Origin of the sequence: Stenotrophomonas sp. ZAC14D2_NAIMI4_7 (assembly GCF_003086675.1) — a bacterium.
Taxonomy (GTDB): domain Bacteria; phylum Pseudomonadota; class Gammaproteobacteria; order Xanthomonadales; family Xanthomonadaceae; genus Stenotrophomonas.
In genome coordinates, this window is sequence record NZ_CP025995.1 from 1137134 (window position 1) to 1160891 (window position 23758).

At 68.0% G+C, this 23758-nt stretch carries 29 protein-coding genes; 6 read left to right on the forward strand and 23 right to left on the reverse strand.

Annotation, left to right across the window (positions count from 1 at the left end):
• Nucleotides 1-16: 16 nt before the first annotated feature.
• From C1922_RS05245 to C1922_RS05315, 15 genes are all read right to left on the reverse strand, one after another.
• Nucleotides 17-283 carry a hypothetical protein gene (locus C1922_RS05245; RefSeq protein WP_108748795.1) on the reverse strand — a complete coding sequence of 89 codons (267 nt, stop codon included), beginning with the start codon at nt 281-283 and terminating at the stop codon, nt 17-19.
• An 83-nt stretch (nt 284-366) separates the two neighbouring features.
• A complete protein-coding gene (gene mgtE / locus C1922_RS05250) occupies nt 367-1728 on the reverse strand; it encodes a magnesium transporter (RefSeq protein WP_108748796.1) in 1362 nt (453 codons plus the stop codon).
• Between the two features lie 156 nt (nt 1729-1884).
• Nucleotides 1885-3654, reverse strand: coding sequence for a phosphoenolpyruvate--protein phosphotransferase (ptsP, locus tag C1922_RS05255; RefSeq protein ID WP_108748797.1), 1770 nt, complete (start codon nt 3652-3654; stop codon nt 1885-1887).
• A gap of 2 nt (nt 3655-3656) precedes the next feature.
• Complete coding sequence (locus C1922_RS05260; protein WP_108748798.1) at nt 3657-3926, reverse strand: HPr family phosphocarrier protein; 270 nt, start codon at nt 3924-3926, stop codon at nt 3657-3659.
• Entirely contained in the window at nt 3919-4311 is a 393-nt protein-coding gene (locus tag C1922_RS05265; protein ID WP_108748799.1) for a PTS fructose IIA subunit family protein, read from the reverse strand. The genes C1922_RS05260 and C1922_RS05265 overlap by 8 nt, the downstream gene beginning before the upstream one ends.
• Before the next feature lie 207 nt (nt 4312-4518).
• Nucleotides 4519-5403 carry an RNase adapter RapZ gene (gene rapZ / locus C1922_RS05270; protein WP_199912228.1) on the reverse strand — a complete coding sequence of 295 codons (885 nt, stop codon included), beginning with the start codon at nt 5401-5403 and terminating at the stop codon, nt 4519-4521.
• Between the two features lie 22 nt (nt 5404-5425).
• Nucleotides 5426-6376 (reverse strand): HPr(Ser) kinase/phosphatase, encoded by a 951-nt coding sequence (gene hprK / locus C1922_RS05275; protein WP_108748800.1) that lies wholly within the window; start codon nt 6374-6376, stop codon nt 5426-5428.
• Nucleotides 6373-6825, reverse strand: a complete 453-nt coding sequence (locus tag C1922_RS05280; protein WP_108748801.1) for a PTS sugar transporter subunit IIA — start codon at nt 6823-6825, stop codon at nt 6373-6375. Before C1922_RS05280 ends, hprK begins: the two co-directional genes overlap by 4 nt.
• Before the next feature lie 21 nt (nt 6826-6846).
• Nucleotides 6847-7164 carry a ribosome-associated translation inhibitor RaiA gene (gene raiA, locus C1922_RS05285; protein WP_108748802.1) on the reverse strand — a complete coding sequence of 106 codons (318 nt, stop codon included), beginning with the start codon at nt 7162-7164 and terminating at the stop codon, nt 6847-6849.
• A 58-nt stretch (nt 7165-7222) separates the two neighbouring features.
• Nucleotides 7223-8653, reverse strand: coding sequence for an RNA polymerase factor sigma-54 (locus tag C1922_RS05290; RefSeq protein ID WP_108748803.1), 1431 nt, complete (start codon nt 8651-8653; stop codon nt 7223-7225).
• Nucleotides 8654-8692: 39 nt separating this feature from the next.
• Nucleotides 8693-9412 (reverse strand): LPS export ABC transporter ATP-binding protein, encoded by a 720-nt coding sequence (gene lptB / locus C1922_RS05295; protein ID WP_108748804.1) that lies wholly within the window; start codon nt 9410-9412, stop codon nt 8693-8695.
• Nucleotides 9412-9927, reverse strand: a complete 516-nt coding sequence (gene lptA / locus C1922_RS05300; protein WP_108748805.1) for a lipopolysaccharide transport periplasmic protein LptA — start codon at nt 9925-9927, stop codon at nt 9412-9414. Before lptA ends, lptB begins: the two co-directional genes overlap by 1 nt.
• Nucleotides 9928-10032: 105 nt before the next feature.
• Entirely contained in the window at nt 10033-10608 is a 576-nt protein-coding gene (gene lptC / locus C1922_RS05305; protein ID WP_108748806.1) for an LPS export ABC transporter periplasmic protein LptC, read from the reverse strand.
• Nucleotides 10605-11153 carry an HAD hydrolase family protein gene (locus C1922_RS05310; protein ID WP_108748807.1) on the reverse strand — a complete coding sequence of 183 codons (549 nt, stop codon included), beginning with the start codon at nt 11151-11153 and terminating at the stop codon, nt 10605-10607. The genes lptC and C1922_RS05310 overlap by 4 nt, the downstream gene beginning before the upstream one ends.
• 50 nt (nt 11154-11203) lie before the next feature.
• Entirely contained in the window at nt 11204-12205 is a 1002-nt protein-coding gene (locus tag C1922_RS05315; RefSeq protein WP_108748808.1) for a KpsF/GutQ family sugar-phosphate isomerase, read from the reverse strand.
• Nucleotides 12206-12259: 54 nt separating this feature from the next.
• On the opposite strand from C1922_RS05315, the gene C1922_RS05320 reads away from it, so the two are divergent.
• The 3 genes from C1922_RS05320 to C1922_RS05330 are packed head-to-tail and all read left to right on the forward strand — an operon-like array spanning nt 12260 to nt 14100.
• Nucleotides 12260-12490, forward strand: coding sequence for a BolA family protein (locus C1922_RS05320; protein ID WP_108748809.1), 231 nt, complete (start codon nt 12260-12262; stop codon nt 12488-12490).
• 21 nt (nt 12491-12511) lie between these two features.
• Nucleotides 12512-13786 carry a UDP-N-acetylglucosamine 1-carboxyvinyltransferase gene (murA, locus tag C1922_RS05325; protein ID WP_108748810.1) on the forward strand — a complete coding sequence of 425 codons (1275 nt, stop codon included), beginning with the start codon at nt 12512-12514 and terminating at the stop codon, nt 13784-13786.
• Nucleotides 13783-14100: a hypothetical protein gene (locus C1922_RS05330; RefSeq protein ID WP_108748811.1), complete on the forward strand. Its 318-nt coding sequence runs from the start codon at nt 13783-13785 to the stop codon at nt 14098-14100. The genes murA and C1922_RS05330 overlap by 4 nt, the downstream gene beginning before the upstream one ends.
• A gap of 128 nt (nt 14101-14228) precedes the next feature.
• On the opposite strand, the gene C1922_RS05335 is transcribed toward C1922_RS05330, so the two are convergent.
• The 6 genes from C1922_RS05335 to purM all read right to left on the reverse strand — a co-directional run bounded on the left by C1922_RS05335 (nt 14229) and on the right by purM (nt 18454).
• Nucleotides 14229-14912: a DUF3108 domain-containing protein gene (locus C1922_RS05335; RefSeq protein WP_108748812.1), complete on the reverse strand. Its 684-nt coding sequence runs from the start codon at nt 14910-14912 to the stop codon at nt 14229-14231.
• Between the two features lie 2 nt (nt 14913-14914).
• Nucleotides 14915-15718, reverse strand: coding sequence for a DUF3108 domain-containing protein (locus C1922_RS05340; RefSeq protein WP_108748813.1), 804 nt, complete (start codon nt 15716-15718; stop codon nt 14915-14917).
• A 67-nt stretch (nt 15719-15785) separates the two neighbouring features.
• Complete coding sequence (gene purN / locus C1922_RS05345; protein WP_108748814.1) at nt 15786-16439, reverse strand: phosphoribosylglycinamide formyltransferase; 654 nt, start codon at nt 16437-16439, stop codon at nt 15786-15788.
• On the reverse strand, nt 16436-16873 hold the full coding sequence (locus C1922_RS05350; protein WP_108748815.1) for a hypothetical protein: 438 nt from the start codon (nt 16871-16873) through the stop codon (nt 16436-16438). Before C1922_RS05350 ends, purN begins: the two co-directional genes overlap by 4 nt.
• 7 nt (nt 16874-16880) lie before the next feature.
• Entirely contained in the window at nt 16881-17375 is a 495-nt protein-coding gene (locus C1922_RS05355; RefSeq protein ID WP_108748816.1) for a hypothetical protein, read from the reverse strand.
• Nucleotides 17376-17395: 20 nt separating this feature from the next.
• Nucleotides 17396-18454, reverse strand: a complete 1059-nt coding sequence (gene purM / locus C1922_RS05360; RefSeq protein WP_108748817.1) for a phosphoribosylformylglycinamidine cyclo-ligase — start codon at nt 18452-18454, stop codon at nt 17396-17398.
• A gap of 112 nt (nt 18455-18566) precedes the next feature.
• Between purM and C1922_RS05365 the strand changes: the two genes are divergently transcribed.
• From C1922_RS05365 to hda, 3 genes are read left to right on the forward strand one after another with little or no spacing between them, the layout of a single operon-like run.
• A complete protein-coding gene (locus C1922_RS05365) occupies nt 18567-19694 on the forward strand; it encodes a DUF2066 domain-containing protein (RefSeq protein WP_234412305.1) in 1128 nt (375 codons plus the stop codon).
• Entirely contained in the window at nt 19691-20863 is a 1173-nt protein-coding gene (locus C1922_RS05370) for an AI-2E family transporter (protein WP_108748819.1), read from the forward strand. Before C1922_RS05365 ends, C1922_RS05370 begins: the two co-directional genes overlap by 4 nt.
• Nucleotides 20863-21570 (forward strand): DnaA regulatory inactivator Hda, encoded by a 708-nt coding sequence (gene hda / locus C1922_RS05375; RefSeq protein WP_108751488.1) that lies wholly within the window; start codon nt 20863-20865, stop codon nt 21568-21570. The genes C1922_RS05370 and hda overlap by 1 nt, the downstream gene beginning before the upstream one ends.
• 434 nt (nt 21571-22004) lie before the next feature.
• Here the strand turns inward: hda and murU are convergent, their stop codons facing one another.
• Together murU and C1922_RS05385 are read right to left on the reverse strand one after the other, a co-directional pair.
• Nucleotides 22005-22715 carry an N-acetylmuramate alpha-1-phosphate uridylyltransferase MurU gene (gene murU, locus C1922_RS05380; protein ID WP_108748820.1) on the reverse strand — a complete coding sequence of 237 codons (711 nt, stop codon included), beginning with the start codon at nt 22713-22715 and terminating at the stop codon, nt 22005-22007.
• A gap of 10 nt (nt 22716-22725) precedes the next feature.
• Complete coding sequence (locus C1922_RS05385; protein WP_108748821.1) at nt 22726-23751, reverse strand: phosphotransferase; 1026 nt, start codon at nt 23749-23751, stop codon at nt 22726-22728.
• Nucleotides 23752-23758 lie beyond the last annotated feature (7 nt).

The window sequence follows — 23758 nt, forward strand, 5'->3', positions numbered from 1 at the left end:
GGCATCGTGCAGCGCATCACTGCGGGCGCGGCGCGCTGGCGATGATGGCCAGTTGTTCCTGTGCTTCGGCATTGCCCGCCGCGGCCGCGGCCTGTACCTGCGCCAGGTCGGGGTGCATCACCACCAGCAGCGGGTTCTCGCACACCGGGCAGTCGTACTCGGTGGCGTCTTCGTCCAGTTCCATCACCATCGCGCGCGAGCTGCCTTTCCACTCGCATGCTGCGCAGGTGTGCATCTGTTCGCGCCAGCCGGGCTGGAAGTAGTTGTCGATCGTGGTGGCCATGGGCTTCCGGGAAAAAAGACGGGCGGAGGAGGACGCGACAAGGGGTCAGAGCCCTGCTGCGCAGGGATCTGACCCCGTGCGGGTCAGTGCAGCAGGATGAGGGTGGCCAGGCCGAGGAAGCTGAAGAAGCCCATCACGTCGGTCACCGCGGTCACTACCACCGTGCCGGCCACGGCCGGGTCGACGTTCATGCGCTTGAGCAGCAGCGGCAGCAGCACCCCGGCCAGTGCGGCGGCCAGGAAGTTGATGATCAGCGCCAGGGTGATCACCAGCGACAGCAGCAGGCTGTGGAACCACAGGAAGGCGATGACGCCGACCAGCAGGCCGATCAGGGTGCCGTTGATCAACGCAACGCGCGCTTCCTTCCACAGCAGGATGCGGGCGTTGCTCTGGCCGACCTGGCCCAGGGCGATGCCGCGTACCATCAGGGTCAGCACCTGCACCGCGGCATTGCCGCCCACGCCGGCCACGATCGGCATCAGCACGGCCAGCGCCACGACCTTCTGCAGGGTCAGTTCGAACTGGCCGATCACGCTGGCAGCCAGGAAGGCGGTGCACAGGTTGATGCCCAGCCAGACCACGCGGCCGCGCACGGCACGCTTGATGGGCGAGAACAGATCCTCTTCCTCGTCCAGACCGGCGGCGCCCAGCGCCTGGTGCTCGGCCTGCGAACGGATGATGTCCACCACGTCATCGATGGTGATGCGGCCGAGCAGGATGTTGTTGTCATCCACCACCGGCGCGGAGACCCAGTCATGGTCGGAGAACTGCCGCGCCACTTCCTGGTCGCTTTCGCCAACATCGATGGCCGGCTGTTCGTCATCGATCAGGCGGTTGATGGGGGTGGTGTCTTCGTGGGTGACCAGTGCGGCCAGCGAGACGCGGCCCAGGTACTGGTGGCGGCGGCTGACCACGAACAGATGGTCGGTGTGGTCGGGCAGTTCGCCGCGCAGGCGCAGGTAGCGCAGCACCACGTCCACGTTGACGTCGGCGCGCACGGTCACCACGTCCGGGTTCATCAGTCGGCCGGCGCTGTCCTCGGGATAGGACAGCACCTGTTCCAGGCGCTCGCGGTTCTCGCGGTCCATCGACTTGAGGACTTCATCGATGACCGTATCGGGCAGATCCTCGACCAGGTCGGCCAGATCGTCGATATCCAGGTCTTCGACCGCGGCGATGATTTCGTCCGGGTCCATGTCCGCGAGCAGGCTCTCGCGCACTTCCTCGCCGACGTGGACCAGTACCTCGCCGTCGTCTTCCGGGTCGACCAGGCCCCACACCACTTCGCGCTTGCCCGGCGGCAGCGATTCCAGCAGATTGCCGATCTCGGCCGGCGCCAGGGTGTTGACCAGGCGGCGCACCGGCCCCAGCCGACCGCTGTCCAGCGCATCGGACAACAGGCGCAGTTGGCGCGCAGTCTTGTCGTGGCGTACAGCTTCGGCCATCGCAGCTCCCGCGGGAAGAGAAAAGCCGCGATCCCGGCAAGGATGCGGCAACAGGGGTGTTCAGCGCGTCATTATCGCAAGCCGATGTTTCAACGCCTACCCCGATGACGGAGACGGGGTCAGAGCCCTTGGAAAGGGATCTGACCCCTCCGGTGCTCAGACCGCGTCGGCCACCAGGGCCAGCCAGCGTTCGATGCCACGGCGATCGCGCGCGGCCAGCAGCTTCGGTGCGCGCGCGCGCAGGGTGGCCAGGTCGCTTTCGCGGATCGCGCGGCGCACTTCCAGCAGGGTGCCGGGGTGCAGGCTGAACTCGGTCAGGCCCAGTGCCAGCAGCAGCGGCGTCATGCGTGCGTCGCCGGCGATCTCGCCGCACACTGCCACTGGAATGCGATGGCGTGCGCCGGTGTCGATCACCAGCTGCAGCAGGCGTACCACCGCCGGATGCAGCGGCGAGTACAACTCGCCCAGCGCTTCGTTGTTGCGGTCGGCGGCCAGCAGGTACTGCACCAGATCGTTGGTGCCGATCGACAGGAAATCCACCAGGTCGATGAAGCTCTCCAGCGCCAGCGCGGCGGCGGGCACTTCGATCATCGCCCCCAACGGCACATGGTCGGCCACCGCATGGCCTTCGGCGCGCAGTTGTTCGGCCAGCTTCAGCAGGCGCCGACGCACCGCCAGCAGTTCCTCGCGGGTGCTGACCATGGGGATCAGCACGCGCAGCTTGCCGTAGGCCGAGGCGCGCAGGATCGCGCGCAGCTGGGTGTCGGACACCTTCGGCCGGGCCAGCGACAGGCGCACGCCGCGCAGGCCCAGCGCCGGGTTCTCCTCGTTGCTGAGGGTCAGGCCGGTACGGTCGGCCTTGTCCGCGCCCAGGTCCAGGGTGCGGATGGTGACCGGACGCCCGCTCATGCCCAGGGCGGCATCGCGGTAGGTCTGGAACTGTTCTTCTTCGTCGGGCAGTTCGTTGCGCTGCAGGAACAGGAATTCAGTGCGGTACAGGCCCAGCCCCTGCGCGCCCAACGCGTGCGCCTGGGTCACGTCTTCCAGCGATTCGGCATTGGCCAGCAGGGCGATATCGACCTGGTCACGGGTGCGGCTGGGCTTGCTGCGCAGGCGGCCGAGTTCGCGCTGCTCGCGCGCGTGCTCCTTCAGCCGTACGCGGTAATCGCGCAGGTTGTCGGCCTGCGGGTTCACGGTGATGCTGCCGTCGGCGCCGTCGATGATCAGCACATCGCCGTCGGCCACCCGGCCCAGCACCTGCGGCACGTTCACGATCAGCGGCAGGTGCAGGCTGCGGGCCAGGATCGCGCTGTGCGACAGCGCGCTGCCGGCGGCGGTGACAATGCCGACCACGCCCTGGGCCTGCAGCTGGGCCAGTTCGGACGGTGCGATGTTGTCGCAGACCAGGATTTCCCCGGCCAGGCCTTTCACCACCGGCGCGCGGTCGGGTTGCAGGAAGGCGTGGATACGGCCGATCACATGGTCCAGGTCGTCCATGCGGCTCTTCAGGTAGGCATCGTCCATGCCATCGAAGACCTTGGCCAGGCGGTCGCGCTGCAGGCGCAGTGCGTAGCCGGCGCTGTAGGGACCGCTGCGGATCAGTTCGTCCAGCCCGAACAGCAGCTCCGGGTCATCCAGCAGCAGCGCATGCAGGTCCAGGAATTCGCCAACTTCCTGGTTCAGCGCGCCGTGCAGGCGCTGGCGCAGGTCGTGCATTTCGGTGCGCGCCGCTTCCACGGCGCGGTGCAGGCGGGCCAGCTCGGCCGGTACCTGCTGCGGGGCCACGCGCTGTTCGGCGACTTCCAGCGCATGCGGCAGGCGCACGCGCGCGCGGCCCAGCGCGGTGCCGCGTGCGGCGCCGTGGCCGGACAACAGCTGCACCGGCCGTTGGCCGGAAGGCAGTTGCCCGGCACGTGCGCGCGGCACGCTCAGCTGTCCTCGTCGAAGCGGCGCTCGAACAGGTCAACCACCGCGTCCATGGCAGCCGCCTCGTCTTCGCCGGTGATGCGGATGGTGACCGGCGTGCCCTGGCCGGCGGCCAGCAGCATGACGCCCATGATGCTCTTGGCGTTGATCTCACGGCCCTTGGCGGCCATGGTCACGTTGCAGCGGAAGGGCGCCAGGGTCTGCACCAGCTTGGCGGTGGCCCGGGCATGCAGGCCCAGGCGGTTGCTGACTGTGAGTTCTCGTTCAAGCATCGTCGACTATCGCTCCATTGCGGGTGCCCGCCGCCGCAGTGGCGGGCAGTTGATCCAGTGCCTGTTCCGGATAATTCATCACCCGCAGCAACATCGGCAGGCTCAGCGCCGACACCCGGCGAACCGGGGTTCCCAGCCGGGCCAGCTGCCCGGCAAGGTTGGCAGGGCTGGCACCGTACAGGTCGGTCAGGATCAGCACGCCTTCGCCACCATCGACCCGGCGCAAGGCAGCCGAGGCGAGCGGGAGAAGGGCATCCAGGTCTGCGTCGAACGGTACTTCGAAAGCTTCGGTTTTCAGCGGCAATTGCCGCAGGAGCCGGGTCGCCACGTCAAGCAGGGCGGTCCCGACCCCGGGGTGTGTTACGAGGAGAATGCCACAGGTCATTACTGCACGTTAACAGGTCAGGGTGAACGGGCGATAGCAGCAGGAGAGGGGCACTGTGTCCCGTATTCAGTGTTGCTGGGGTCGGATCCCTTTTCCACGGGAAAAGGGCTCTGACCCCAACGTGTCGACCAAGGTCGACACCTACCGACGGCGCGCGACGTGTCGACCAAGGTCGACACCTACCAGCAGCGCAGGGGCCCGCCCTCGTCAATCCTGTTCGCGGTGATAAGTCGCCACGTCGTCCCAGCCCATTTCGCGGGCGTGCCGGGCCATGCGCTCGGCCAGGAACACCGAGCGGTGCTTGCCGCCGGTGCAGCCGAAGGCCACGGTCACGTAGCTGCGCGTGCCATCGCCCAGCTTCGGCAGCCAGGTATCCAGGAAGTCCATCAGCTGGGCCAGGTAGCGCTGCACGTCCGGCTGCGCTTCCAGGTAATCGCGCACGCCCGGCTCGCGGCCGCTCAGGGCGCGCAGGTCCGGGTCCCAGTGCGGGTTGGGCAGCACGCGTGCATCGAACACGAAGTCGGCCTCGGCCGGCACGCCGCGCTTGTAGGCGAACGATTCAAACAGCAGTGACAGGCGCGTGGCATGGCCCAGCGCGAATTCGGTGATGATGCGGCGACGCAGCTGGTGCACGTTCAGGGCGCTGGTATCGACCACGGCATCGGCCTCATGGCCCAGCGGGGCCACCAGTTCGCGCTCGCGGGCGATCGCTTCCGGCAGCGAAAGTCCCAGCTGGCTCAGCGGATGGCGCCGGCGCGTGTCGGCGTAACGCTTGAGCATGGTTTCGTCGCTGGCCTCGAAGAACAGCACCTTCACCTGCACGCCCGCATCGGTGGCCTGCTGGCGCCAATCGGACAGCTGGCTCAGGTCGCTCTGCCCGCGCACGTCGATGCCGACCGCCAGCCGCCGCGGCGCTGCGCCGTCGTGGTTGTCCAGCACGCTGCGTACGAAATCCGGCAGCAGCCGGATCGGCAGGTTGTCCGAACAGTAGTAGTCCTGGTCCTCGAAGGTCTTCAGGGCGACGGATTTACCCGAGCCGGACAGGCCGCTGACGATGATCAGGGTCGGGGCGGTGGGGGAGGCGGTGCTCATGGACAGGCTCTTTGCAGTGGGCTCAGGGTGTTCGCCGTTCCAGCAGGTTGCTGTGGCGGGCGATGAACATCGCCGCCGGGTCGATACCCTTGGTACGTAGAATGTGCAGCCGGGTGGCCGCCTCGGTCAGCACCGACAGATTGCGGCCGGGCATCACCGGCAGGGTGATCAGCGGCACGTCCAGGTCCAGCACATGGCGGGTACCGGAATCGCCGGTCAGGCGTTCGTAGCCATGCGGGGTGGGCTCGGTCATCGGCTTGGTCAGGTGCACGATCAGGCGAAGGTACTTGTTCTTCTTTACCGCCGTATCACCGAACATCTCGCGCACGTTCAGCACGCCCAGGCCGCGCACTTCCAGCAGGTCCTGCAGCAGCTCGGGGCAGGTGCCATCGAGCACGTCCGGGGCGATCTGGGTGAATTCGGGGGCATCGTCGGCCACCAGGCGGTGGCCGCGGCTGAGCAGCTCCAGCGCCAGTTCACTCTTGCCCGAACCGGCCTCGCCGGTGATCAGCACGCCGATCGAATAGATTTCCATGAACACGCCATGCAGGATCACCCGTGGTGCCAGCGTGCGTGCCAGGTGGTAGGACAGGTGGTTCAGCAGTTCATGGCCGCGCTTGGGCGACACCCACAGCGGGGTGCCGGATTCATCGGCGGCCGCGCGCAGGTCTTCCGGGCAGGGCTGGTTGCGGGTGATGACCAGCGCAAGCGGGTGCGAATGCATGATCTTTTCGATCGTTTCCCAGCGCTGCCGCGGTTCCAGCGCGTCCAGCCAGGACAGTTCCTCGGTGCCCAGGATCTGCACCTTGTTCGGGTAGATCGCATTGAGGTAACCGGCTAGCGAGGGGCGCCGGGACACCGTGTTGCCGGCTTCCAGTTCGCGCTTCTCGCCGGACTGGCCGGCAACCCAGCGCAGTGCCAGCCGCTCGCGCTGCTGTTCGAACAGTTCACGTGCGGTGATGCTGGTATTCATGCGGCGCTCGCCGAAGGGGGAAGGTCCAGGGCCTGGCGCAGGCCGCGCGCGTCGCCGGCCTCGCGCAGGGCCTGGCGGATGGCCGGCGAAGAGAACAGTTCGGCCAGCTCGGACAGCAGCATCAGGTGCTGGTGGGTGTAGTGGGCGGGCACGGCCATGGCGAACACCAGGTCCACCGGGGCGTCGCCGCCGAAATCGATGGGGGTGGCCAGCCGCAGCAGGGCGCCGCGGGGCCGGTCCAGCGCGGGCGCGCGCCCGTGCGGAATGGCGATGCCCTCGCCGATGCAGGTGCTGCCCAACGCTTCGCGCTGGCACAGGTTCTGGTAGATCTGCTCGGCATTGGCCTGGCGGCAGGCGAGCAGGCCGGCGGCGGTCTGCAGGACGCTGTCGCGGTCGGTGGCCGTGCAGAGCTGGGTCTGCACGGCCGCCAGAAGGTCAGTCAGGGGCATGTCTGCGGGGAACGGTGGCGATCAGCCGCCATTGTCGCCCACCGGCAGCGGTGCGTGCTGCTGTTTTTTCTCCTTGTGCTTGATCACCAGGCGGTCAAGCTTGTCCGCCAGCAGATCGATCGCGGCGTACATGGTCTGGCCGTTGGCCTCGGCATGCAGGGTCTGGCCGGGAATATTGAGGCTGGCGTCGACGTGGTGTTCGGTCTTCTGCAGCTTGAGGGTTACCCGCGCTTCGCAGTGCTGGTCGAAGTGCTTGCCGATCCGGGCCAGCTTGTCCTCCACATAGGACTGCAGGGCCGGGGTGACTTCGACATCTTTGCCAAACGTTTCGATGCGCATCGGGTTTCTCCTGTGTTCGGATGTGCCAATGAACCTCTCCGCCGGGCGCGGCGGCGCGTCAAGCGATTCTGACCCTTTCGTGCGAGGCGGAGATGTTCATGGCCTCACGATACTTCGCTACGGTGCGGCGCGCTACCGGGATTCCCGACGTTTTCAACAGGTCAGCCAGCTTGGCGTCAGAAAGCGGCTTGCGCGGGTTCTCGTCATCGATCAGGCGCCGGATCATGGCCTGGATGGCGGTGCTGGACGCCTCGCCACCGCCGTCGGTGTCGATGCCGGAGGCAAAGAAGGCACGCAGCGGCAGGGTGCCACGCGGCGTGCGTACGTGCTTGCGGGCGATGGCGCGCGAGACGGTGGATTCGTGCAGGCCGAGTTCGCCGGCGATCTCGCGCAGGGTCAGTGGCCGCAGCGCCTGTTCGCCGAATTCAAGGAAGCCGGCCTGCTGCTGGATCAGGCAGCGCACCACGCGCAGCAGGGTTTCGCCACGGGCCTGCAGGCCCTTCAACAACCAGCGCGCTTCCTGCAGTTGGCTGCGCAGATAGCCGGCATCGGCATCACCACAGCGGCGGATCATCTGTTCGTAGCCGCGGTGGATCATCACTTTGGGCCCGGCATGGGCGGCCAGCGCCGCGCGCCACACACCGCCCTGCCGCCACACCACTACATCGGGCACCACGTAGGTATCCTGCGAAAGCGGGGCGATCTGCGTGCCAGGGCGGGGGTCGAGCGAGCGCAGCAGGGCCACGGCGGTCTCGACCTCGGCCAGCGGTTGTTTCAGTTCCTGTGCGATGCCGACCACGCCGCTGCGCGGCAGCCGTTCCAGCGGGCCGGCGGCAATCTGCCGGGCCAGCGCCTGGCCGGGCGTGTCGGTCGGCAGCACCGCAAGCTGCAGCTGCAGGCATTCGCCCAGCGAACGTGCGGCCACGCCCACCGGATCGAAGCGCTGGATCTGGTGCAGCACGGTGAGGATTTCATCTTCGCCGGCATGGATGGCCGGCAACAGGGTTTCGGCGATGGTGGCCAGCGGTTCGCGCAGGTAACCATCGTCTTCCAGCGCATCGATCAGGGCCGCGCCGATGCTGCGATCGCGCAGCGACAGGTGCGAAAGATGCAGCTGCCACAGCAGGTGGTCGGCCAGTGTTTCGGTTTCGGCCACGCGCTCGGCGGCGCTGCCGGTGTCGTCATCGTCGTCGAAGCTGCCGCTGCTGCCGGCACTGCTCCAGTCCAGTTCCGCCGGCGCCCAGTCGTCGCCGCCGTTCTCGCTGGCATCGGCGGTGGGCGGCGCTTCGTTGTCGGCGCCGCCGTCCTGTTCGCTGCCCGCGGCCGCATCATCGCCTTCGGCCCAGTCCAGCAACGGGTTGCTTTCCACCGCCTGGGCGATTTCCAGCTCCAGCTCGGTGCTGGACATCTGCAGCAGCTTGATCGCCTGCTGCAGCTGCGGTGTCAGCACCAGGTGCTGTCCCAACGATGTCTGCAGCCGAGTCTTCATGCCTGTGCCGAACGGAGGGGAGTGGGCCCGGCGGCCGCCTTACAGCTTGAAGGAATCTCCAAGGTAGACGCGACGCACGTCTGCGTTGTCCAGGATCGCCTCGGGCGAGCCCTGGGCCAGCACGGTGCCCTCTGCGAGGATATACGCGCGGTCGCAGATTCCCAAGGTTTCGCGCACATTGTGGTCGGTGATGAGCACGCCGATGCCACGCTGCTTCAGGTGGGTGACGATGCGCTGGATTTCACCCACCGAGATCGGGTCGACGCCGGCGAACGGTTCATCCAACAGGATCAGGCGCGGCTTGGCAGCCAGCGCGCGGGCGATCTCGCAGCGGCGGCGCTCGCCGCCGGACAGGCTGGCGCCCAGCTGTTCGGACACATGGCCCAGCTGCAGTTCGTCCAGCAGGCTGTTCAGTTCGCGCTCGCGGCCGGCCGAATCCAGGTCGTCGCGCAGTTCCAGTACCAGGCGCAGGTTGTCGGCCACGGTCAGCTTGCGGAACACCGACGGTTCCTGCGGCAGGTAGCCCACGCCCTGCTTGGCACGGGTATACATGGGGTCGTCGGTGATGTCCTGGCCGTCCAGCACGATGCTGCCGGCATCGGCCGCGACCAGGCCCACGATCATGTAGAAGCAGGTGGTCTTACCCGCGCCGTTGGGGCCGAGCAGGCCCACCACTTCACCGGCGTCCAGGGTCAGGCCGAAATCCTTGACCACTTCGCGCTGCTTGTAGCGCTTGCGCAGGCCCTTGGCGACGAGCATTACTTCTTGCTCCCGGCCGGCGCAGCCGGCGTCTTGTTCTTGGGCGGAATGACCGTGCGCACGCGGCTGCCGTCGCCGCCGGAATTCATCTCGCCGCTCTTCATGTTGTAGACCATGCGCTGGCCGGCGTTGGTGCCGCGCGCGCTGGTGACCTTGTAGTTGCCGGTCAGGGTGACGGTATCGCTCTTGACGTCGTAGTCGATGTTGTCGGCAACCGCATCGACCCAGGTGCCGTCATCCAGCTGCTGCTTCATCTTGGCCTGCTTGCCGGTGAACACGGCGCGTACCGCTTCGCCGTCCTTCATGTAGATCTCGGCCTGGGCCGAGCGCAGGTCCAGGGTGCCCTGGGTGATCACCACGCCCTGCGACAGGGTGGTCTTGCCGTCGCCGGTCAGCGAACCGGACTGCGCACCGGCGTCGATGTGCATGTCTTCGTTGCGGTCGCTGGATTTGGCGAAGGCGGCGCTGGGGACAAGAAGACCAAGCGCGAGCACGGCTGCAAAGGGAATCTTCATCGGGGTCCGTTCTACCGGTGGGAGGCGCCCGGGGATAACCGGGCGGCCGGGTGGGTGCTGCTGGCCCTGCGCCTGTCGGGAAGACGTTGCGGGCCGGCGGCGGAATCAGCGCTTGGGCGTGTAGCGGCCCTTGGACTGGCTGAGGAAATGATACGTGTTGTTCTTCGAATCCACTTCAAAGCCCACGCCGGACTGTTCCATGCCCGGGCGGGTCATGGTGACCCGCGCGTCGGTGCGCGCACGGTTTTCCTTCGGGAACACGTCCAGGTGGTCGGTGCGGAAGGTGGTGGGCACCACGCCGGGCGCGACCGGGCTGTCGCCGGCCACGTTGCCGCGCAGCTTCATCTCATCGCCCTTGGCGCTGAGCCAGCCGGTTTCGGCGCGCAGCGTCCAGTGCCGGCCTTCGGCATCGGGCATTTCAAACAGCGGCGTGGCGATGTTGATGGTCTGGTCGCCGCGCTGGCGTTCCAGCAGGGGCGCGCGCAGGGTGGTCGATTCCTTGCCCTGGTCGTCCAGGGCCACGATCTGGAAATCGTGCAGGATGTAATCCACGCCCGTGTCCTGTCCTTCGCTCGCCGGGCCCTTGTCGCGGTTGCGCAGGGCCGCCCAGCTGCTCAGCAGCGCCGCCAGCAGCAGGCCGACGCCGAGCACGGTACGCCAGTTCACGCGTACGGTATTCATGCGCCGAACCTGGCCAGCACGGCGTCCACATGGCCCTGCGCGGCCAGCAGCACGTCACACAGCTCGCGCGCGGCACCACGGCCGCCCTCGCTACGGGTCTGCCAGTGGGCGCGTTCGGCGATCCACGGGTGCGCGTTGGCCGGGGCCACGGCCAGGCCGACCGCGCCGATCGGGGCCAGGTCGGGCAGGTCGTCGCCCATGAAGGCCACCTGGTCCAGGCCGACGCCATGCTGGGCGCACAAGGCCTGCACGCTGGCCAGCTTGTCGCCCACGGCGATCTGGGTGTCGATGCCCAGGTCGGCGCCGCGCTTGAGCGCGGACTGGCTGTTGCGCGCGGTGATGAGCACGGGGTGGATACCGTGCTGCTGCAGCAGTTTCAGGCCCAGACCATCCTGCACGAAGTACGCCTTGCTCTCGTTGCCGTCCTTGTCGTAGTACAGCCGACCGTCGGTGAGGGTACCGTCCACGTCGAAGCAGGCCAGGCGGATGCGGGCCGCGGTGGCAAGCAGATGGGCAGGGAAGGCGGGCAGGGGGGACCAGGGCATCAGGTGTCGGACTCGGTGTTGGTATCTGAATGGGGTCTACGGACTATTGGTTAAACCACCCGGGCCCGCAACAGGTCATGAATGTTCAGCGCGCCGACGGCCCGGCCCTGGTCATCGACCACGATCAGACCGTTGATCTTGTGGGTTTCCATCAGGCGCGCCGCTTCCACGGCCAGCTGGTCGGCACCGATGGTGCGCGGGCTGCGGGTCATGATGTCGGCGATGCGGGCGGTGCGCACGTCCAGCGCGCTGTCCAGTGCGCGGCGCAGGTCGCCGTCGGTGAACAGACCGATCAGCACGCCCTGGGCATCGACCACGGCGGTCATTCCCAGCCGCTTGCGACTCATCTCCATCAGGGCTTCGCTCAGGCTGGCGTCGGCGTCCACCTTGGGCAGGTCCTCGCCGCTGTGCATCACATCGGTGATGTGCAGCAGCAGGCGGCGGCCCAGACTGCCGGCCGGGTGCGAACGGGCGAAGTCGTCGGCGGTGAAGCCGCGCGCGTCCAGCAGCGCCACGGCCAGCGCATCGCCCATCACCAGCGAGGCGGTGGTGCTGGAGGTGGGTGCCAGGGCCAGCGGGCACGCTTCGGCCGGTACGCTCACGTCCAGGTGGATGTCGGCGGCGCTGGCCAGGCTGGACTGGGCGCGGCCGGTCATGGCGATCAGGGTGTTGCCCTGACGCTTGAGCACCGGCAGCAGCATCAGGATCTCGTCCGATTCGCCTGAATAGGACAGGGCCAGCACCACATCGTCCTCGGTGATCATGCCCAGGTCGCCGTGGCCGGCTTCACCCGGGTGCACGTAGAACGCCGGGGTGCCGGTGGAGGCCAGGGTGGCGGCGATCTTGCGCGCGACATGCCCGGATTTGCCCATGCCGGTGGCGACCACGCGCCCGCGGCTGCCCAGGATGGTCTGGCAGGCCTGCTGGAAGGCCTCGCCCAGGCGCCCGGCCACGGCCTGCAGGGCCTGCTGTTCGATCTCGAACACGCGCTGGCCACTGGCCACCAGGGCAGCGGGATCGACGGAACGGGAGGGCAGGGGGGACTCGGCCATGCGGACGCCACGCAGCGGAAGTAGAATGAGGGCTCATTTTATTAGGAAAGCCCGTTGGACGCCGACACCATCCGCAACCTGATCGAAACCGGCCTGCCCGGCGCCCGCGCCGACGTGCGTGGCGACGACGGCGTGCACTTCGAAGCGACCGTGGTCAGCGAGGCCTTCGCCGGCAAGATGCCGCTGGCCCGCCACCGGATGGTCTATGCCACCCTGGGCGACCTGATGGGCGGCGCGATCCACGCGTTGGCGCTGAAAACCGTGACCCCGGCCGAAGCCGGCTGAACCGCAGAAGATTCCCTATACATGGCCAAGATCGTTGTGACCGGCGGCGCTGCGCTGCACGGTGAAGTGAGCATCTCCGGCGCCAAGAACGCCGTCCTCCCCATCCTCTGTGCAACCCTGCTGGCCGACGAGCCGGTGGAGATCACCAACGTGCCGCACCTGCACGATGTGGTCACCACGGTGAAGCTGCTGGGCGAGCTGGGCGCCAAGGTCACCATCGACCAGGGCACGCTGTCGCGCGGCAGCGCGATCGTGGTCGACCCGCGTTCGGTGAACCAGCACGTGGCACCGTATGAGCTGGTCAAGACCATGCGCGCCTCGATCCTGGTGCTGGGCCCGCTGCTGGCCCGCTTCGGCGCTGCCGAAGTGTCGCTGCCGGGTGGCTGCGCGATCGGTTCGCGCCCGGTGGACCAGCACATCAAGGGCCTGCAGGCGCTGGGTGCGGACATCGTGGTGGAGAACGGCTTCATCAAGGCCACCGCCAAGCGCCTGAAGGGCGGCCACTTCACCTTCGACATGGTCAGCGTGACCGGCACCGAGAACGTGCTGATGGCGGCCGTGCTGGCTGAAGGCACCACCATCCTGGACAACGCCGCGATGGAACCGGAAGTGACCGACCTGGCGCACTGCCTGATCGCCCTGGGCGCGAAGATCGAAGGCGTGGGCACTGCCCGCCTGGTGATCGAAGGCGTCGAGCGCCTGACCGGTGGCCGCCACGAAGTGCTGCCCGACCGCATCGAGACCGGCACCTTCCTGGTGGCCGCGGCGATGACCGGCGGCAAGGTGACGGTGAACCGTGCGCGCCCCAACACCATGGATGCGGTGCTGTCCAAGCTGGTGGAAGCCGGTGCGAAGATCGAGACCACCGAGGATTCGATCACCCTGGACATGCAGGGCAAGCGGCCGAAGGCAGTGAACCTGACCACCGCGCCGTACCCGGCGTTCCCGACCGACATGCAGGCCCAGTTCATGGCCTTGAACTGCGTGGCCGACGGCGTGGGCGTCATCAATGAAACGATCTTCGAGAACCGTTTCATGCACGTCAACGAACTGCTGCGCCTGGGCGCGGACATCCAGATCGAAGGCCACACCGCCATCGTGCGCGGTGCCGAGCGCCTGAGCGGTGCGCCGGTGATGGCCACCGACCTGCGTGCATCTGCGTCGCTGATCCTGGCCGGCCTGATGGCCGCTGGCGATACCACCATCGACCGTATCTACCACCTGGACCGCGGCTACGAAAACATCGAAGAGAAGCTGTCTTCGCTGGGCGCCACCATCCGGCGCGTGACCGCATGATCCTGCGCGGCAGGTTCACCCGCCGCCGCAAGGCGCTGCTGGCGCTGGTGCTGCTGGCCCTGGCGTGGCTGGGTTATGCCTGGTACGCCAACCTGGCCATCACCAAGGGCATCGAGCAGAAGGACATGGACTGGAACGGTGACGGCACGGTGACCCGTGACGAGATCATCCAGTCGTTCTACGCGGTGGCGGTGAATGACAGCCAGGACGGCAACCGGCACTGCCGCACGTTCGTCTGGCGCGGCACCGGTGAGCAGATCCGCGTGGACTGCCGCACTGAGTTCAAGCCGGCCGCGGCCGAGGAAAAGAAATAAGAAAACGCCCGCGCAAGCGGGCGTTTTTCTGTGTGGGGTCCGGGGTCGGTAGATCCACGCCATGCGTGGATGCAGGCCGCCAACCAAGGTTGGCCACTACCAGAGCCCGCGATCCGACCCCAAGGCGGTCAATTCATCGCCTTGATGGTCAGGTCCAGCGCGTCGCGGCCGCTTTCCTTCTGCAGCATGCGCGCCGGCACCGGGAATTCCGGCACGATCCAGGCGATCAGTTCCTTGTTGCCGTCCACGCGCGAGACCTTGGTGGCCTGGTAGCTCTTGCCGCCCACGGTCACCGCCTCCTTGCCCACGATCTTGTAGGTCATGTTCTTGATGCGGCCTTCGTCCACCATGCGGTAGGTCAGCGGCTTGCCGGCGGCGAGGTCACGGGCGATGGCCAGGTTGATCAGCAGTGCATCCATGTCGCCGGCCTTCAGCGCGATGGGGCCGGCGCGGTCGGGCTTGATATCGCCGGTCCAGGTGGCCTGGTTGCTGCTCCAGTTGTAGTTGGCCTGCACGTTGCGCTTCTTCACCAACAGCGCCGAACGGTCCTGGCTGCTGAGCGGACGCAGCTGCCCGCGCACTTCCTCGAACACCGTGCTCTGGCTCAGGTCGGCCAGTTGGTTCTTCACGTTCAGGCTGTAGCGCCACTTGTTGGCGCCTTCGCTGGCCAGGGTCATGGTGCCGTTGGCCTGCATGCCCATGTAGCTGGCCAGGTAGTCCGCCTTGAACGGCTGCAGCGCCATGGCCGGCAGGCTGGCCACCGACAGCGCGGCCGCGGCGATCCAGGTCAGGGGGCGGGTCAGGGTCTTCATGCTCACACTCCTTGGTATTCGATCAGGCGCAGGTCCACGCGGTCCTCGCCATCTTCGCGTTGCAGGATGCGCACCGGCGTGGGGACACCGTTGGCGATCCAGAGAATGGTTTCGTTGCTGCCGCCGTTGGTGCGGAACACCCGCAGCGCGTTGTAGGACAGATCGCCGACGGCCACGTTCTCGGTTTCGGCGGCGGCCTGGTAGTCGTGCTGGCGCACCCGGCCCATGTCGACATAGCGGTAATGCATGGTCGCGCCCGGGCGGGCGTCGCGCATGATTGCCAGGTTGATCAGCAGGGCACTCTGGTCACCGGCCTGCAGCGGAATGGGCTGGGCGCGGTCTTTCTTCACATCGCCGCTCCACTGCGCGGTGCCGGCCTGCCAGTTGTAGGTGCCCACCGCCTTCTTGCCCAGGAACAGGCCCTTGCGCACCGTGCTCTGGCTGAGCGGTGCATAGGCGCCGGCGCGTTCCTCGAACACGGTGCTCTGTTCGATGTTCAGCCCCAGCACGCTGGCAAAGCCGCGACGGCCGACCACCTGCATGTCCACCCGCCACTGGTTGCCGCCGGTGTGGGTGACCTGCATGGTGGCATCGCCGGCCTCCTTGCCCTTGTAGAAGGCCTGGTAGGTGGCGCTGAACGGCTGCAGCGGCGGCGGTTCCCAGGCCAGTGCGGGCGGCATGGGCACCGCCGGCGCGGCGGGTACGGCGACAGGCGCATCCGGGGGCGTGGCCTGTCCCCAGGCCGCGCAGGCGAGCACAGCAATCGGCAGCAGCAGGAATTTGCGCAACAACGGCGTGGTCTTCATGGCGGGCAGGAACCGCAGGAGGGGGCAGGATGCCAGCCCCGCAGTCAGCAGGGCGTGTGCACGGGCGTTACCGGTTCAGGTTCCCGGCGGAATCTAGGGCCAGTGGGCTAAACAGGGGGTGACCGTCGAACTGCGGCTGTCCCTGCCGTTCAGCCAGGCGCCCCTGGCACAGCAGCGACAGGGTGGCGATCAGCAGCGGGTGTTCGACCGCCAGCACCCGCGTGGCCAGGGTCTGCGCGTCATCGCCGGCCAGCACCGGCACCCGCGCCTGGGCCAGCACCGCGCCGGCGTCCAGCTCGGGCACCACGAAGTGCACGCTGGCCCCGGCTTCGGCATCGCCCGCTTCCAGCGCCCGGGCATGGGTGTGCAGGCCCTTGTACAGCGGTAGCAGCGAGGGGTGGATGTTGACCAGGCGGCCACTGAAGCGCTGTACGAAATCGGCGCCAAGGATGCGCATGTAGCCGGCGCAGACGATCCAGTCCGGTGCGGACGCTGCCAGGGCATCGCCTAGTGCGGCATCGAACGCGGCGCGGTCGGTGAAGTCCTTGGGCGAACGCGCCCAGCGCTGCGCCGGCGCCACGTTCAGCAGCGCGGCGGCGTCGGGCTTGTCCGACAGCACCGCCACCACCTGCGCGTCCAGCCGGCCCGCGGCGATGGCGTCCAGGATGGCCTGCAGGTTGCTGCCCCGGCCCGAGGCAAGTACGGCAATGCGTGCGGTCATGCGACGACGGCGCTACCGGGAGCGACGAACCGTGCAGACACGTCCGGGCGCAGCAGCACCACCAGGGCGTACACGCCCAGACCGATGCCCAGCGCGCCGCCCAGGCAGGCGGCGCCGGATGCGACCAGGCAGAGGGTGCGCCGCTGCCGGCCACCCAGTGCGCGCGCGGCCACCAGGCTGAGCACGGCGAACGCGCCGATGACCACGGCGAAGCCCGCAAATATCACTGCCAGCAGCAGCGGCGAGGCATTCGGGTCGGTGCTGCGGCTTTCGCTTACGTAGCCGCCCACCGCGCCCAGCAGGAGCAGCAGGCTCAGCAGCACCTGCACGCCGCCATAGACGTAGAACAGGATCTTCAGCGTATGCAGGTGGCCGTTGATCTGGATGTCGGTCCAGCCACGGGGAGCGTTCAGCGGGGGCGGTACGGCGGCCATGGCGGTCTCAGCGGCGGGTGGGGGCGTTGGCTTCGAAGGCGGCCTTCACCTGCGGCCGCAGCAGCACGATCAGGGTGAAGACGCCCAGCACGGTGCCGAACGGGGTGAACAGGCAGGACACGCCGGCCACCACCAGGCACAGCAGATAGCGGCGGCGCTGCTGCAGGCAGCGCCCGGCCCAGGCGATGCACGCCGCCAGCGCCAGGCCGCAGGACACGATGCCGCCGCCCATGACGATGAACATCCAGCCCATGAAGCGCTGTTCCTGCAGCGAGGTGGGCTGGCCGTTGGAGTTCATCGGCAGGGTGCCGTTGAGCATCAGCACGCCCATCACGATGTGGAACACGAAGATCAGCGCGAACACTGCCGCCAGCCCCGCCACCACGTAGTGGAAGATCGACAGCAGCCGCAGGTGGTTGCTGTCCTCGGCGGTGAGCAGCGGCGCCGCGGGGGCGGGCGCCGGCGGGGGCAGGTCGTTGGCGGTAGGGGGCAATGCGTCCATGCGGGCTCCTGCGTGCCGGATCAGCCGATGCGGACGCGTTCTGCGCCGGCAGCGGGGGTGACCTGGCCGATGGTCCAGTGCTGCAGGCCCTGTGCCTGCACGGCCGCGGAAACGGCGGCGACCTGGTCGGGGGCTACGATCAGCACGAAGCCGATGCCGCAGTTGAAGGTGCGCCACATTTCGCTGTCCACCACGGCGCCTTCCTTCTGCAGCCACTGGAACACCGGTGGCAGGGTCCACGACGAGGCCTGGATGTCCAGGCCCAGGCCTTCGGGCACCACGCGGATGATGTTCTCGGTCAGGCCGCCACCGGTGATGTGGGCCATGCCGTGGATCGCCTCGCCATGCGACTTCAGCAGCGACAGGATCGGCTTCACGTACAGGCGGGTCGGCGCCATCAGCGCATCGACCAGCTTTACGCCATCCTCCAGCACCAGGTCAGCCGGCTGGCCGGCGCGGTCATAGATGCGGCGCACCAGCGAATAGCCGTTGGAGTGCGGGCCGGAGGAGGCGATGCCGATCAGCACGTCGCCGGCGGCCACGCTGGCGCCATCCTTCAGTTCGCTCTTTTCCACGGCGGCCACGGTGAAGCCGGCCAGATCGTATTCGCCCGGGGCATACATGTCGGGCATTTCAGCGGTTTCGCCGCCGATCAGCGCGCAGCCGGCTTCGGTGCAGCCGTTGGCAATGCCGCCCACCACCGCAGCGGCGGTGTCGATGTCCAGCTTGCCGGTGGCGAAGTAATCGAGGAAGAACAGCGGTTCGGCGCCCTGCACCAGCACGTCGTTCACGCACATGGCCACCAGGTCGATGCCGATCGTATCGTGGCGGTTCAGCTGGTGGGCCAGCTTCAGCTTGGTGCCCACGCCGTCGGTGCCCGACACCAGTACCGGTTCGCGGTACTTGTTGGACAGGTCGAACAGGGCGCCGAAGCCGCCCAGGCCGCCCATCACTTCCGGGCGGAAGCTGCGCTTGACCAGGGGCTTGATCCGCTCGACCAGCTCGTTGCCGGCGTCGATGTCGACACCCGCATCACGGTAGGTAAGGGGGGAAGGGGCGGAAGACGGGGTGTTGGTCACGGGCGTCGGCGCTGGCAGGGGTTGAACGGGCGATTTTAACAGGCCGGATTGGCGCACAGGCCGTATTCGGGCAACAATTCCCCCCGGATACGTCGAGCCAATGGATGTCCTGATGCGCCGCAGCCTGTTTCTCCCCCTGCTTCTGGCCCTGAGCCTGCCGGTGGCCACGATGGCCCAGAGCGGCCTGCGAACCGAAGGCGATGTTGCTACCGCCAGCGGTGCCTATGAAGCCGAAGTCCCGGTCAACAGCCAGGCCGAGGGCGACCGCAATGGCGGCCTCGCCCGTGCCCTGGGCGTGGTGCTGGGCAAGCTGTCCGGCGACCGCAGCGCAATGAGCCGCCCCGGCGTGGCGCAGGCGCTGCGCAACGCCAAGGACTACGTGGCCAGCTATGACTACAAGCAGGACCAGAGCGTGGGTGCCAGCGGCGCCCCCAGCTACCGCACCCTGCTGGTCGCGCGCTTCCGCGAAGACGATGTGGACGCACTGGTCTCGGCCCTGGGCCTGCCGCTGTGGCCGCAGCCGCGGCCCAAGCCGGTGGTCTGGATGGCCGTGGACGATGGCAGCGGCCCGCGCCTGGTCAGCGTGCAGCAGGCCAACGCCGCCCGCCCGCTGCTGAACCGCGCCATCGAGCGCGGCTACAAGCTGGGCCTGCCCAGCGGTGGCGCGGCCGAACAGGCGCTGGTGGGGGCCATCTGGCGCCAGGACAGCGCCGCCGTGGCCCGCGCGTCGTCGCGCTACGCCCCGCCCATGCAGCTGATCGGCAAGCTGTACCGCGCCAACGGCGGCTGGCAGGCCGACTGGGTGTTCGTGGACAACGGCCGTGAACTGAACAAGTGGACCAGCAAGGACGCCAACGCCATGCGCGCGATGGCCGCCGGTGCCGACGGCGCCGCCGATGCGCTGGTGAAGCGCTACGCCAAGGCGGGCGCGGCCACCGGCCAGGCCGGCAGCTACCGCGTGGTAGTGACCGGCATCAACGGCAGCGATGATTACCTGCGGCTGGCCGCGGGCCTGCGCGAGGTGCCGGTGGTGCGCAATGTCACCCCGCTGCGCGCCACCGCCGACCATCTGGAACTGAACCTGGAAATGACCACCGGCCTGGCCGGCTTCAACCGCATGCTGGGCGACAACGGCGTGCTGGTGCCCTCGGCCACGCTGCCGGCGCTGCCTACCCCGCTCGATGACAGCACCGGTGCGCCGGTGGCACCGCCGGTCAGCAACGAGTACCGCCTGCGATGATCCTGAGCCCGGAGGCGGAAATCGCGCAGTTCCTGCGGCGGCTGAAGTACGTGGCCGTGGCCCTGATGGTGGGCTGGGTGGTGTGGCTGCTGGCCCCCATCCTGACCCCGTTCGTGCTGGCCCTGGCGCTGGCCTGGCTGGGCGACCCGCTGGTGGATCGGCTGGAGGCCCGTGGCCTGTCGCGCAACACCGGCGTGGTGCTGGTGTTCGTGGCGATGGTCCTGCTGATCACCGGGCTGATGCTGGTGCTGGTGCCGATGATCGAGCGGCAGATCACCACCCTGGTGGCGGCCGTGCCGCAGGCGCAGGCGTGGCTGATGCAGAAGGGCATTCCCTGGTTCGAGCAGAAGACCGGCCTGGAAGTGATGCAGTGGATGGACCCGGACCGCCTGATCGAATGGGTGCGCAGCCATTGGCAGCAGGCCGGCGGCTTTGCCACCACGTTCATGGGCTACGTCTCGCGCTCGGGCTTCACCGTGGTGACCTGGGTGGTGAACCTGGCACTGCTGCCGATCCTGGCGTTCTACTTCCTGCGTGACTGGGACAAGCTGGTCGAGCGCGTTGCTTCGGTCATTCCGCGCAACCACATCGGCACCATCAGCAACCTGGCGCGCGAATCCAACGACGTGCTGGGGGCGTTCATCCGCGGCCAGTTCCTGGTGATGGTGGCGCTGGGCGTGATCTACGCCGCCGGCCTGTCGCTGGTCGGGCTGAAGCTGGGCCTGCTGATCGGCCTGGTGGCGGGCCTGATCAGCTTCATTCCCTACCTGGGCGCGACCACCGGCATCGTGATGGCGGTGGTGGCCGCGCTGGTGCAGGCGCAGGGCATCGACCTGAAGCTGTTGCTGCTGGTGGGCGTGGTGTTCACCGTGGGCCAGCTGCTGGAAAGCTACGTGCTGACCCCGCGCATCGTGGGCGACAAGATCGGCCTGCACCCGGTGGCGGTGATCTTCGCGGTGATGGCCGGTGGCCAGCTGTTCGGCTTCCTGGGCATGCTGCTGGCACTGCCGGTGGCGGCGGTGAGCAACGTGCTGCTGCGCTATGCCCACCAGCGCTACCGCCAGAGCGAGCTGTACGCGGGCGAGAAGCCGTCCATCGTGCTTGATGGCGTGGTCGATGCGCCCCATATCATCGTCACCCCTTACGAGAACGGCCCGGACCCCAGGTGATTGGTGTGCCGCAACTTCCGCTGGCCCTGCATTACCCGCGGGACCAGCGTCTGGAAACCTTCATCGGCGCGCCGGATGGCGCGCTGGCGCAGCTGCGTGCGATCGCGCTGGGCGCCAGCCACGATTGGGTGTACCTGGAAGGCGCGGCCGGCACCGGCAAGACCCACCAGGCGCTGGCCATGTGTTCGACCGCCGAACAGGCGGGCCGGCTGCCGACCTACGTGCCGCTGGCCAGCGTGGCGGGGCGGGTGCGGGTGGCGCTGGAGGGGCTGGAACAGCGCGAGTTGATCGCCCTGGATGGCCTGGATGCGGTGGCCGGCGACCGCGAGGACGAGGTGGCGCTGTTCGATTTCCACAACCGTGCGCGCGCGGCCGGGGCGACGGTGCTGTACACCGCGCAGGCGGCGCCGGGTGAGCTGGGCTTGCTGCTGCCGGACCTGCGTTCGCGGTTGGGCCAGTGCGTGCGCGTGCTGCTGCAGCCGCTGGACGAAGAGGGCCGCGCGGCGGTGCTGCGCGAGCGCGCGCTGCGGCGCGGGCTGGCCATTGATGAGGCGGCCATCGAGTGGCTGCTGTCGCACACCGGGCGAGAGCTGGGTGGGTTGATTACCCTGCTGGACTGGCTGGACCGCGAATCGCTGGCGGCCAAGCGCAGGATCACGGTGCCGTTCCTGCGCCAGGTGCTGGAAGAAGGCCGCCCGCGGTACTGAGGTTGGGGGTTTTTTTGCAGGGCTGCTGCCCTGCACCCGCTGAAGATCAAGTGCAACAGCTGGCTTCCTGGGGGATGCGGGGCGGTGTGGGCTTGCAGGACACGCCGTAAACCCGTCCATGGCGCCTGCGGTCCTGCAAGCCCACACCGCCCCGCCTCTGACAGCTCCCGGCTGCTGTTGGTAGGTGTCGACCTTGGTCGACACAGACGAGCGAGCGCAGCAAAGCGACCCGCTTTTGCTTTTCTTTTTCTTTTCCGTGGCTGGACGCCCACGGGAATTGTCCGTGGCCGGGCGAATGGGTTGCGCAGGGGCGCAGGCGCCATGGATGGCGCCTACGAGCTTACAAGGACGTACTTGCAGCGTCCCCTGCGCAGCCCATCCGCCCGGCCAGACGTCAGTGATCCCAACGCACCAGGCGACCAGCCACGAGGGGCTCAGCCGTTGGCGACCAACTCCGCGTCCAGCGCGCGCAGGCGATCGACCGTACCGACGTCGGTCCAGCGCCCGCGATGGTGCTGCCCCGTCATCAGACCTTGGGCCATGAAATGCTTCTGCAGTGGAACCACCGAGAACTTCGGCGGCACCCGTTCGCTGCCCGGCGCGTCGCCGATCACCGCACGCCAGTCGGCCACGATTGATGGGCGGTACACACCGATGCCGGCATAGGTCAGGCACGGCCCGGCACGGTCGTGATGCAGCAGGCCCTGCGCATCCAGCCGGTAATCGCCCTGCGGGTGCTGCGCCGGGTTGTCCACCAGCACCAGGTGCGCCTGGCCCTGCGGCTCGCGCGGCAGCGCGGCGAAATCGAAATCGGTCCAGATATCCCCGTTCACTACCAGGAACGGTGCATCACCCAGCTGCGGCAGGGCATTGAGGATGCCGCCGCCGGTTTCCAGCGGCGTAGCGCCTTCGTGCACGAAGTGCAGGCGCAGGCCCCACTGGCTGCCATCGCCCAGCGTGGTCGGGAACTGCTCGGCCAGCCACGCGGTGTTGACCACCACCTCGCGTACGCCCAGCGCCGCCAGGCGTTCCAGGTGCCAGACGATCAGCGGTTTGCCGGCCACTGCCAGCAGCGGCTTGGGCGTGTGCAGGGTGAGCGGACGCATGCGCTCGCCCAGGCCGGCGGCAAAGATCAGGGCCTTCATCGCAGCGCCTTCAGCGGGCCACGCGCAGCGGCGCGGCGTGTTCGGCCAGTGCCGGCTTGATCCGGGCATCCAGCAGCTGCTGCAGCGGCGCCAGCTCGCGGTAGCGCGGCAGCACTTCGTCCAGATAGCCGATGAAGCGCGGCACGTCGTCCAGGTAGTGGCCCTTGTTGTCGCGGTAGCGCAAGCGGCTGAAGATGCCCAGGCACTTCAGGTGGCGCTGCACGCCCATCCAGTCGGCGTCGCGCAGGAAGGTGGCGCGGTCGGGCACCGGCAGGCCGACCGCCTGCGCGCGCTGGTGGTACAGCGCCAGCCAGCCGTCCACGCGCGGCAGCGGCCAGCTCAGGAAGGCATCCTTGAACAGACTGACCGCGTCGTAGGCGATCGGGCCACGTACCAGATCCTGGAAGTCGAGAATGGCCGGGCCGTCGTCCACCGGCATCAGGTTGCGCGGCATGTAGTCGCGATGAGTCATCAGCTGCGCCTGGCCCAGCGCGTTGTCCATCAGCCGGCGCTGCACCAGCTGCAGTGCTTCGGCTTCGCCGCAGTCCAGGGTGATGCCCAGGTGGCGCTGCAGGAACCATTCTTCGAACAGGCCGGCATCGCGCTGCAGCAGGGCCTCACCGAAGCTACCGAAATCCTCGGGTACGGCAATGGCCTGCAGGCGCAGCAGCTGGTCGATCGAGCGCTGGAACCATGCATCGGCATTGCGTTCGTCCAGCACCTTGGCCAGGGTCGGCCCCCCCAGGTCTTCCAGCAGCAGGAAGCCTGCGTCCAGGTCCTGGGCCAGCAGGCCAGGCACGCGCAGGCCGTGGTCGTGCAGCAGCCCGCGCATGCGCAGCCAGGGCTGCGGATCTTCCAGACCGGGCGGGGCATCCATCACGATGTGGCTGCCGCGCGTGCTGGTGGTGCGCCAGTAGCTGCGCAGGCCTGCATCGACCGAAGCACGTTCGACCACCGCGTGGGCGTCGTCCAGCTGGGTGCGGGCCCACTGCAGGCGCTGCGCGCTGCGCTGGGGATCGGAAGCAGGTTCGGTCATGCAGGCG

Excerpts from the sequence above, each read along its gene's own strand:
- purN (WP_108748814.1), bottom strand. The coding sequence starts at position 16,439 with ATGACCGCACGCATTGCCGTACTTGCCTCGGGCCGGGGCAGCAACCTG.
- raiA (WP_108748802.1), bottom strand. The coding sequence starts at position 7,164 with ATGCGCATCGAAACGTTTGGCAAAGATGTCGAAGTCACCCCGGCCCTG.
- C1922_RS05385 (WP_108748821.1), bottom strand. The coding sequence starts at position 23,751 with ATGACCGAACCTGCTTCCGATCCCCAGCGCAGCGCGCAGCGCCTGCAG.
- C1922_RS05280 (WP_108748801.1), bottom strand. The coding sequence starts at position 6,825 with ATGCCCCTGACTGACCTTCTGGCGGCCGTGCAGACCCAGCTCTGCACG.
- lptC (WP_108748806.1), bottom strand. The coding sequence starts at position 10,608 with ATGAATACCGTACGCGTGAACTGGCGTACCGTGCTCGGCGTCGGCCTG.
- lptA (WP_108748805.1), bottom strand. The coding sequence starts at position 9,927 with ATGAAGATTCCCTTTGCAGCCGTGCTCGCGCTTGGTCTTCTTGTCCCC.
- lptB (WP_108748804.1), bottom strand. The coding sequence starts at position 9,412 with ATGCTCGTCGCCAAGGGCCTGCGCAAGCGCTACAAGCAGCGCGAAGTG.
- C1922_RS05365 (WP_234412305.1), top strand. The coding sequence starts at position 18,567 with ATGCGCCGCAGCCTGTTTCTCCCCCTGCTTCTGGCCCTGAGCCTGCCG.
- C1922_RS05310 (WP_108748807.1), bottom strand. The coding sequence starts at position 11,153 with ATGCCCTGGTCCCCCCTGCCCGCCTTCCCTGCCCATCTGCTTGCCACC.
- C1922_RS05355 (WP_108748816.1), bottom strand. The coding sequence starts at position 17,375 with ATGGACGCATTGCCCCCTACCGCCAACGACCTGCCCCCGCCGGCGCCC.
- C1922_RS05335 (WP_108748812.1), bottom strand. The coding sequence starts at position 14,912 with ATGAAGACCCTGACCCGCCCCCTGACCTGGATCGCCGCGGCCGCGCTG.
- C1922_RS05260 (WP_108748798.1), bottom strand. The coding sequence starts at position 3,926 with ATGCTTGAACGAGAACTCACAGTCAGCAACCGCCTGGGCCTGCATGCC.
- C1922_RS05245 (WP_108748795.1), bottom strand. The coding sequence starts at position 283 with ATGGCCACCACGATCGACAACTACTTCCAGCCCGGCTGGCGCGAACAG.
- C1922_RS05265 (WP_108748799.1), bottom strand. The coding sequence starts at position 4,311 with ATGACCTGTGGCATTCTCCTCGTAACACACCCCGGGGTCGGGACCGCC.
- C1922_RS05290 (WP_108748803.1), bottom strand. The coding sequence starts at position 8,653 with ATGAAGACTCGGCTGCAGACATCGTTGGGACAGCACCTGGTGCTGACA.
- rapZ (WP_199912228.1), bottom strand. The coding sequence starts at position 5,403 with ATGAGCACCGCCTCCCCCACCGCCCCGACCCTGATCATCGTCAGCGGC.
- murA (WP_108748810.1), top strand. The coding sequence starts at position 12,512 with ATGGCCAAGATCGTTGTGACCGGCGGCGCTGCGCTGCACGGTGAAGTG.
- C1922_RS05370 (WP_108748819.1), top strand. The coding sequence starts at position 19,691 with ATGATCCTGAGCCCGGAGGCGGAAATCGCGCAGTTCCTGCGGCGGCTG.
- C1922_RS05350 (WP_108748815.1), bottom strand. The coding sequence starts at position 16,873 with ATGGCCGCCGTACCGCCCCCGCTGAACGCTCCCCGTGGCTGGACCGAC.
- C1922_RS05315 (WP_108748808.1), bottom strand. The coding sequence starts at position 12,205 with ATGGCCGAGTCCCCCCTGCCCTCCCGTTCCGTCGATCCCGCTGCCCTG.
- mgtE (WP_108748796.1), bottom strand. The coding sequence starts at position 1,728 with ATGGCCGAAGCTGTACGCCACGACAAGACTGCGCGCCAACTGCGCCTG.
- C1922_RS05340 (WP_108748813.1), bottom strand. The coding sequence starts at position 15,718 with ATGAAGACCACGCCGTTGTTGCGCAAATTCCTGCTGCTGCCGATTGCT.
- C1922_RS05330 (WP_108748811.1), top strand. The coding sequence starts at position 13,783 with ATGATCCTGCGCGGCAGGTTCACCCGCCGCCGCAAGGCGCTGCTGGCG.
- murU (WP_108748820.1), bottom strand. The coding sequence starts at position 22,715 with ATGAAGGCCCTGATCTTTGCCGCCGGCCTGGGCGAGCGCATGCGTCCG.
- hprK (WP_108748800.1), bottom strand. The coding sequence starts at position 6,376 with ATGAATACCAGCATCACCGCACGTGAACTGTTCGAACAGCAGCGCGAG.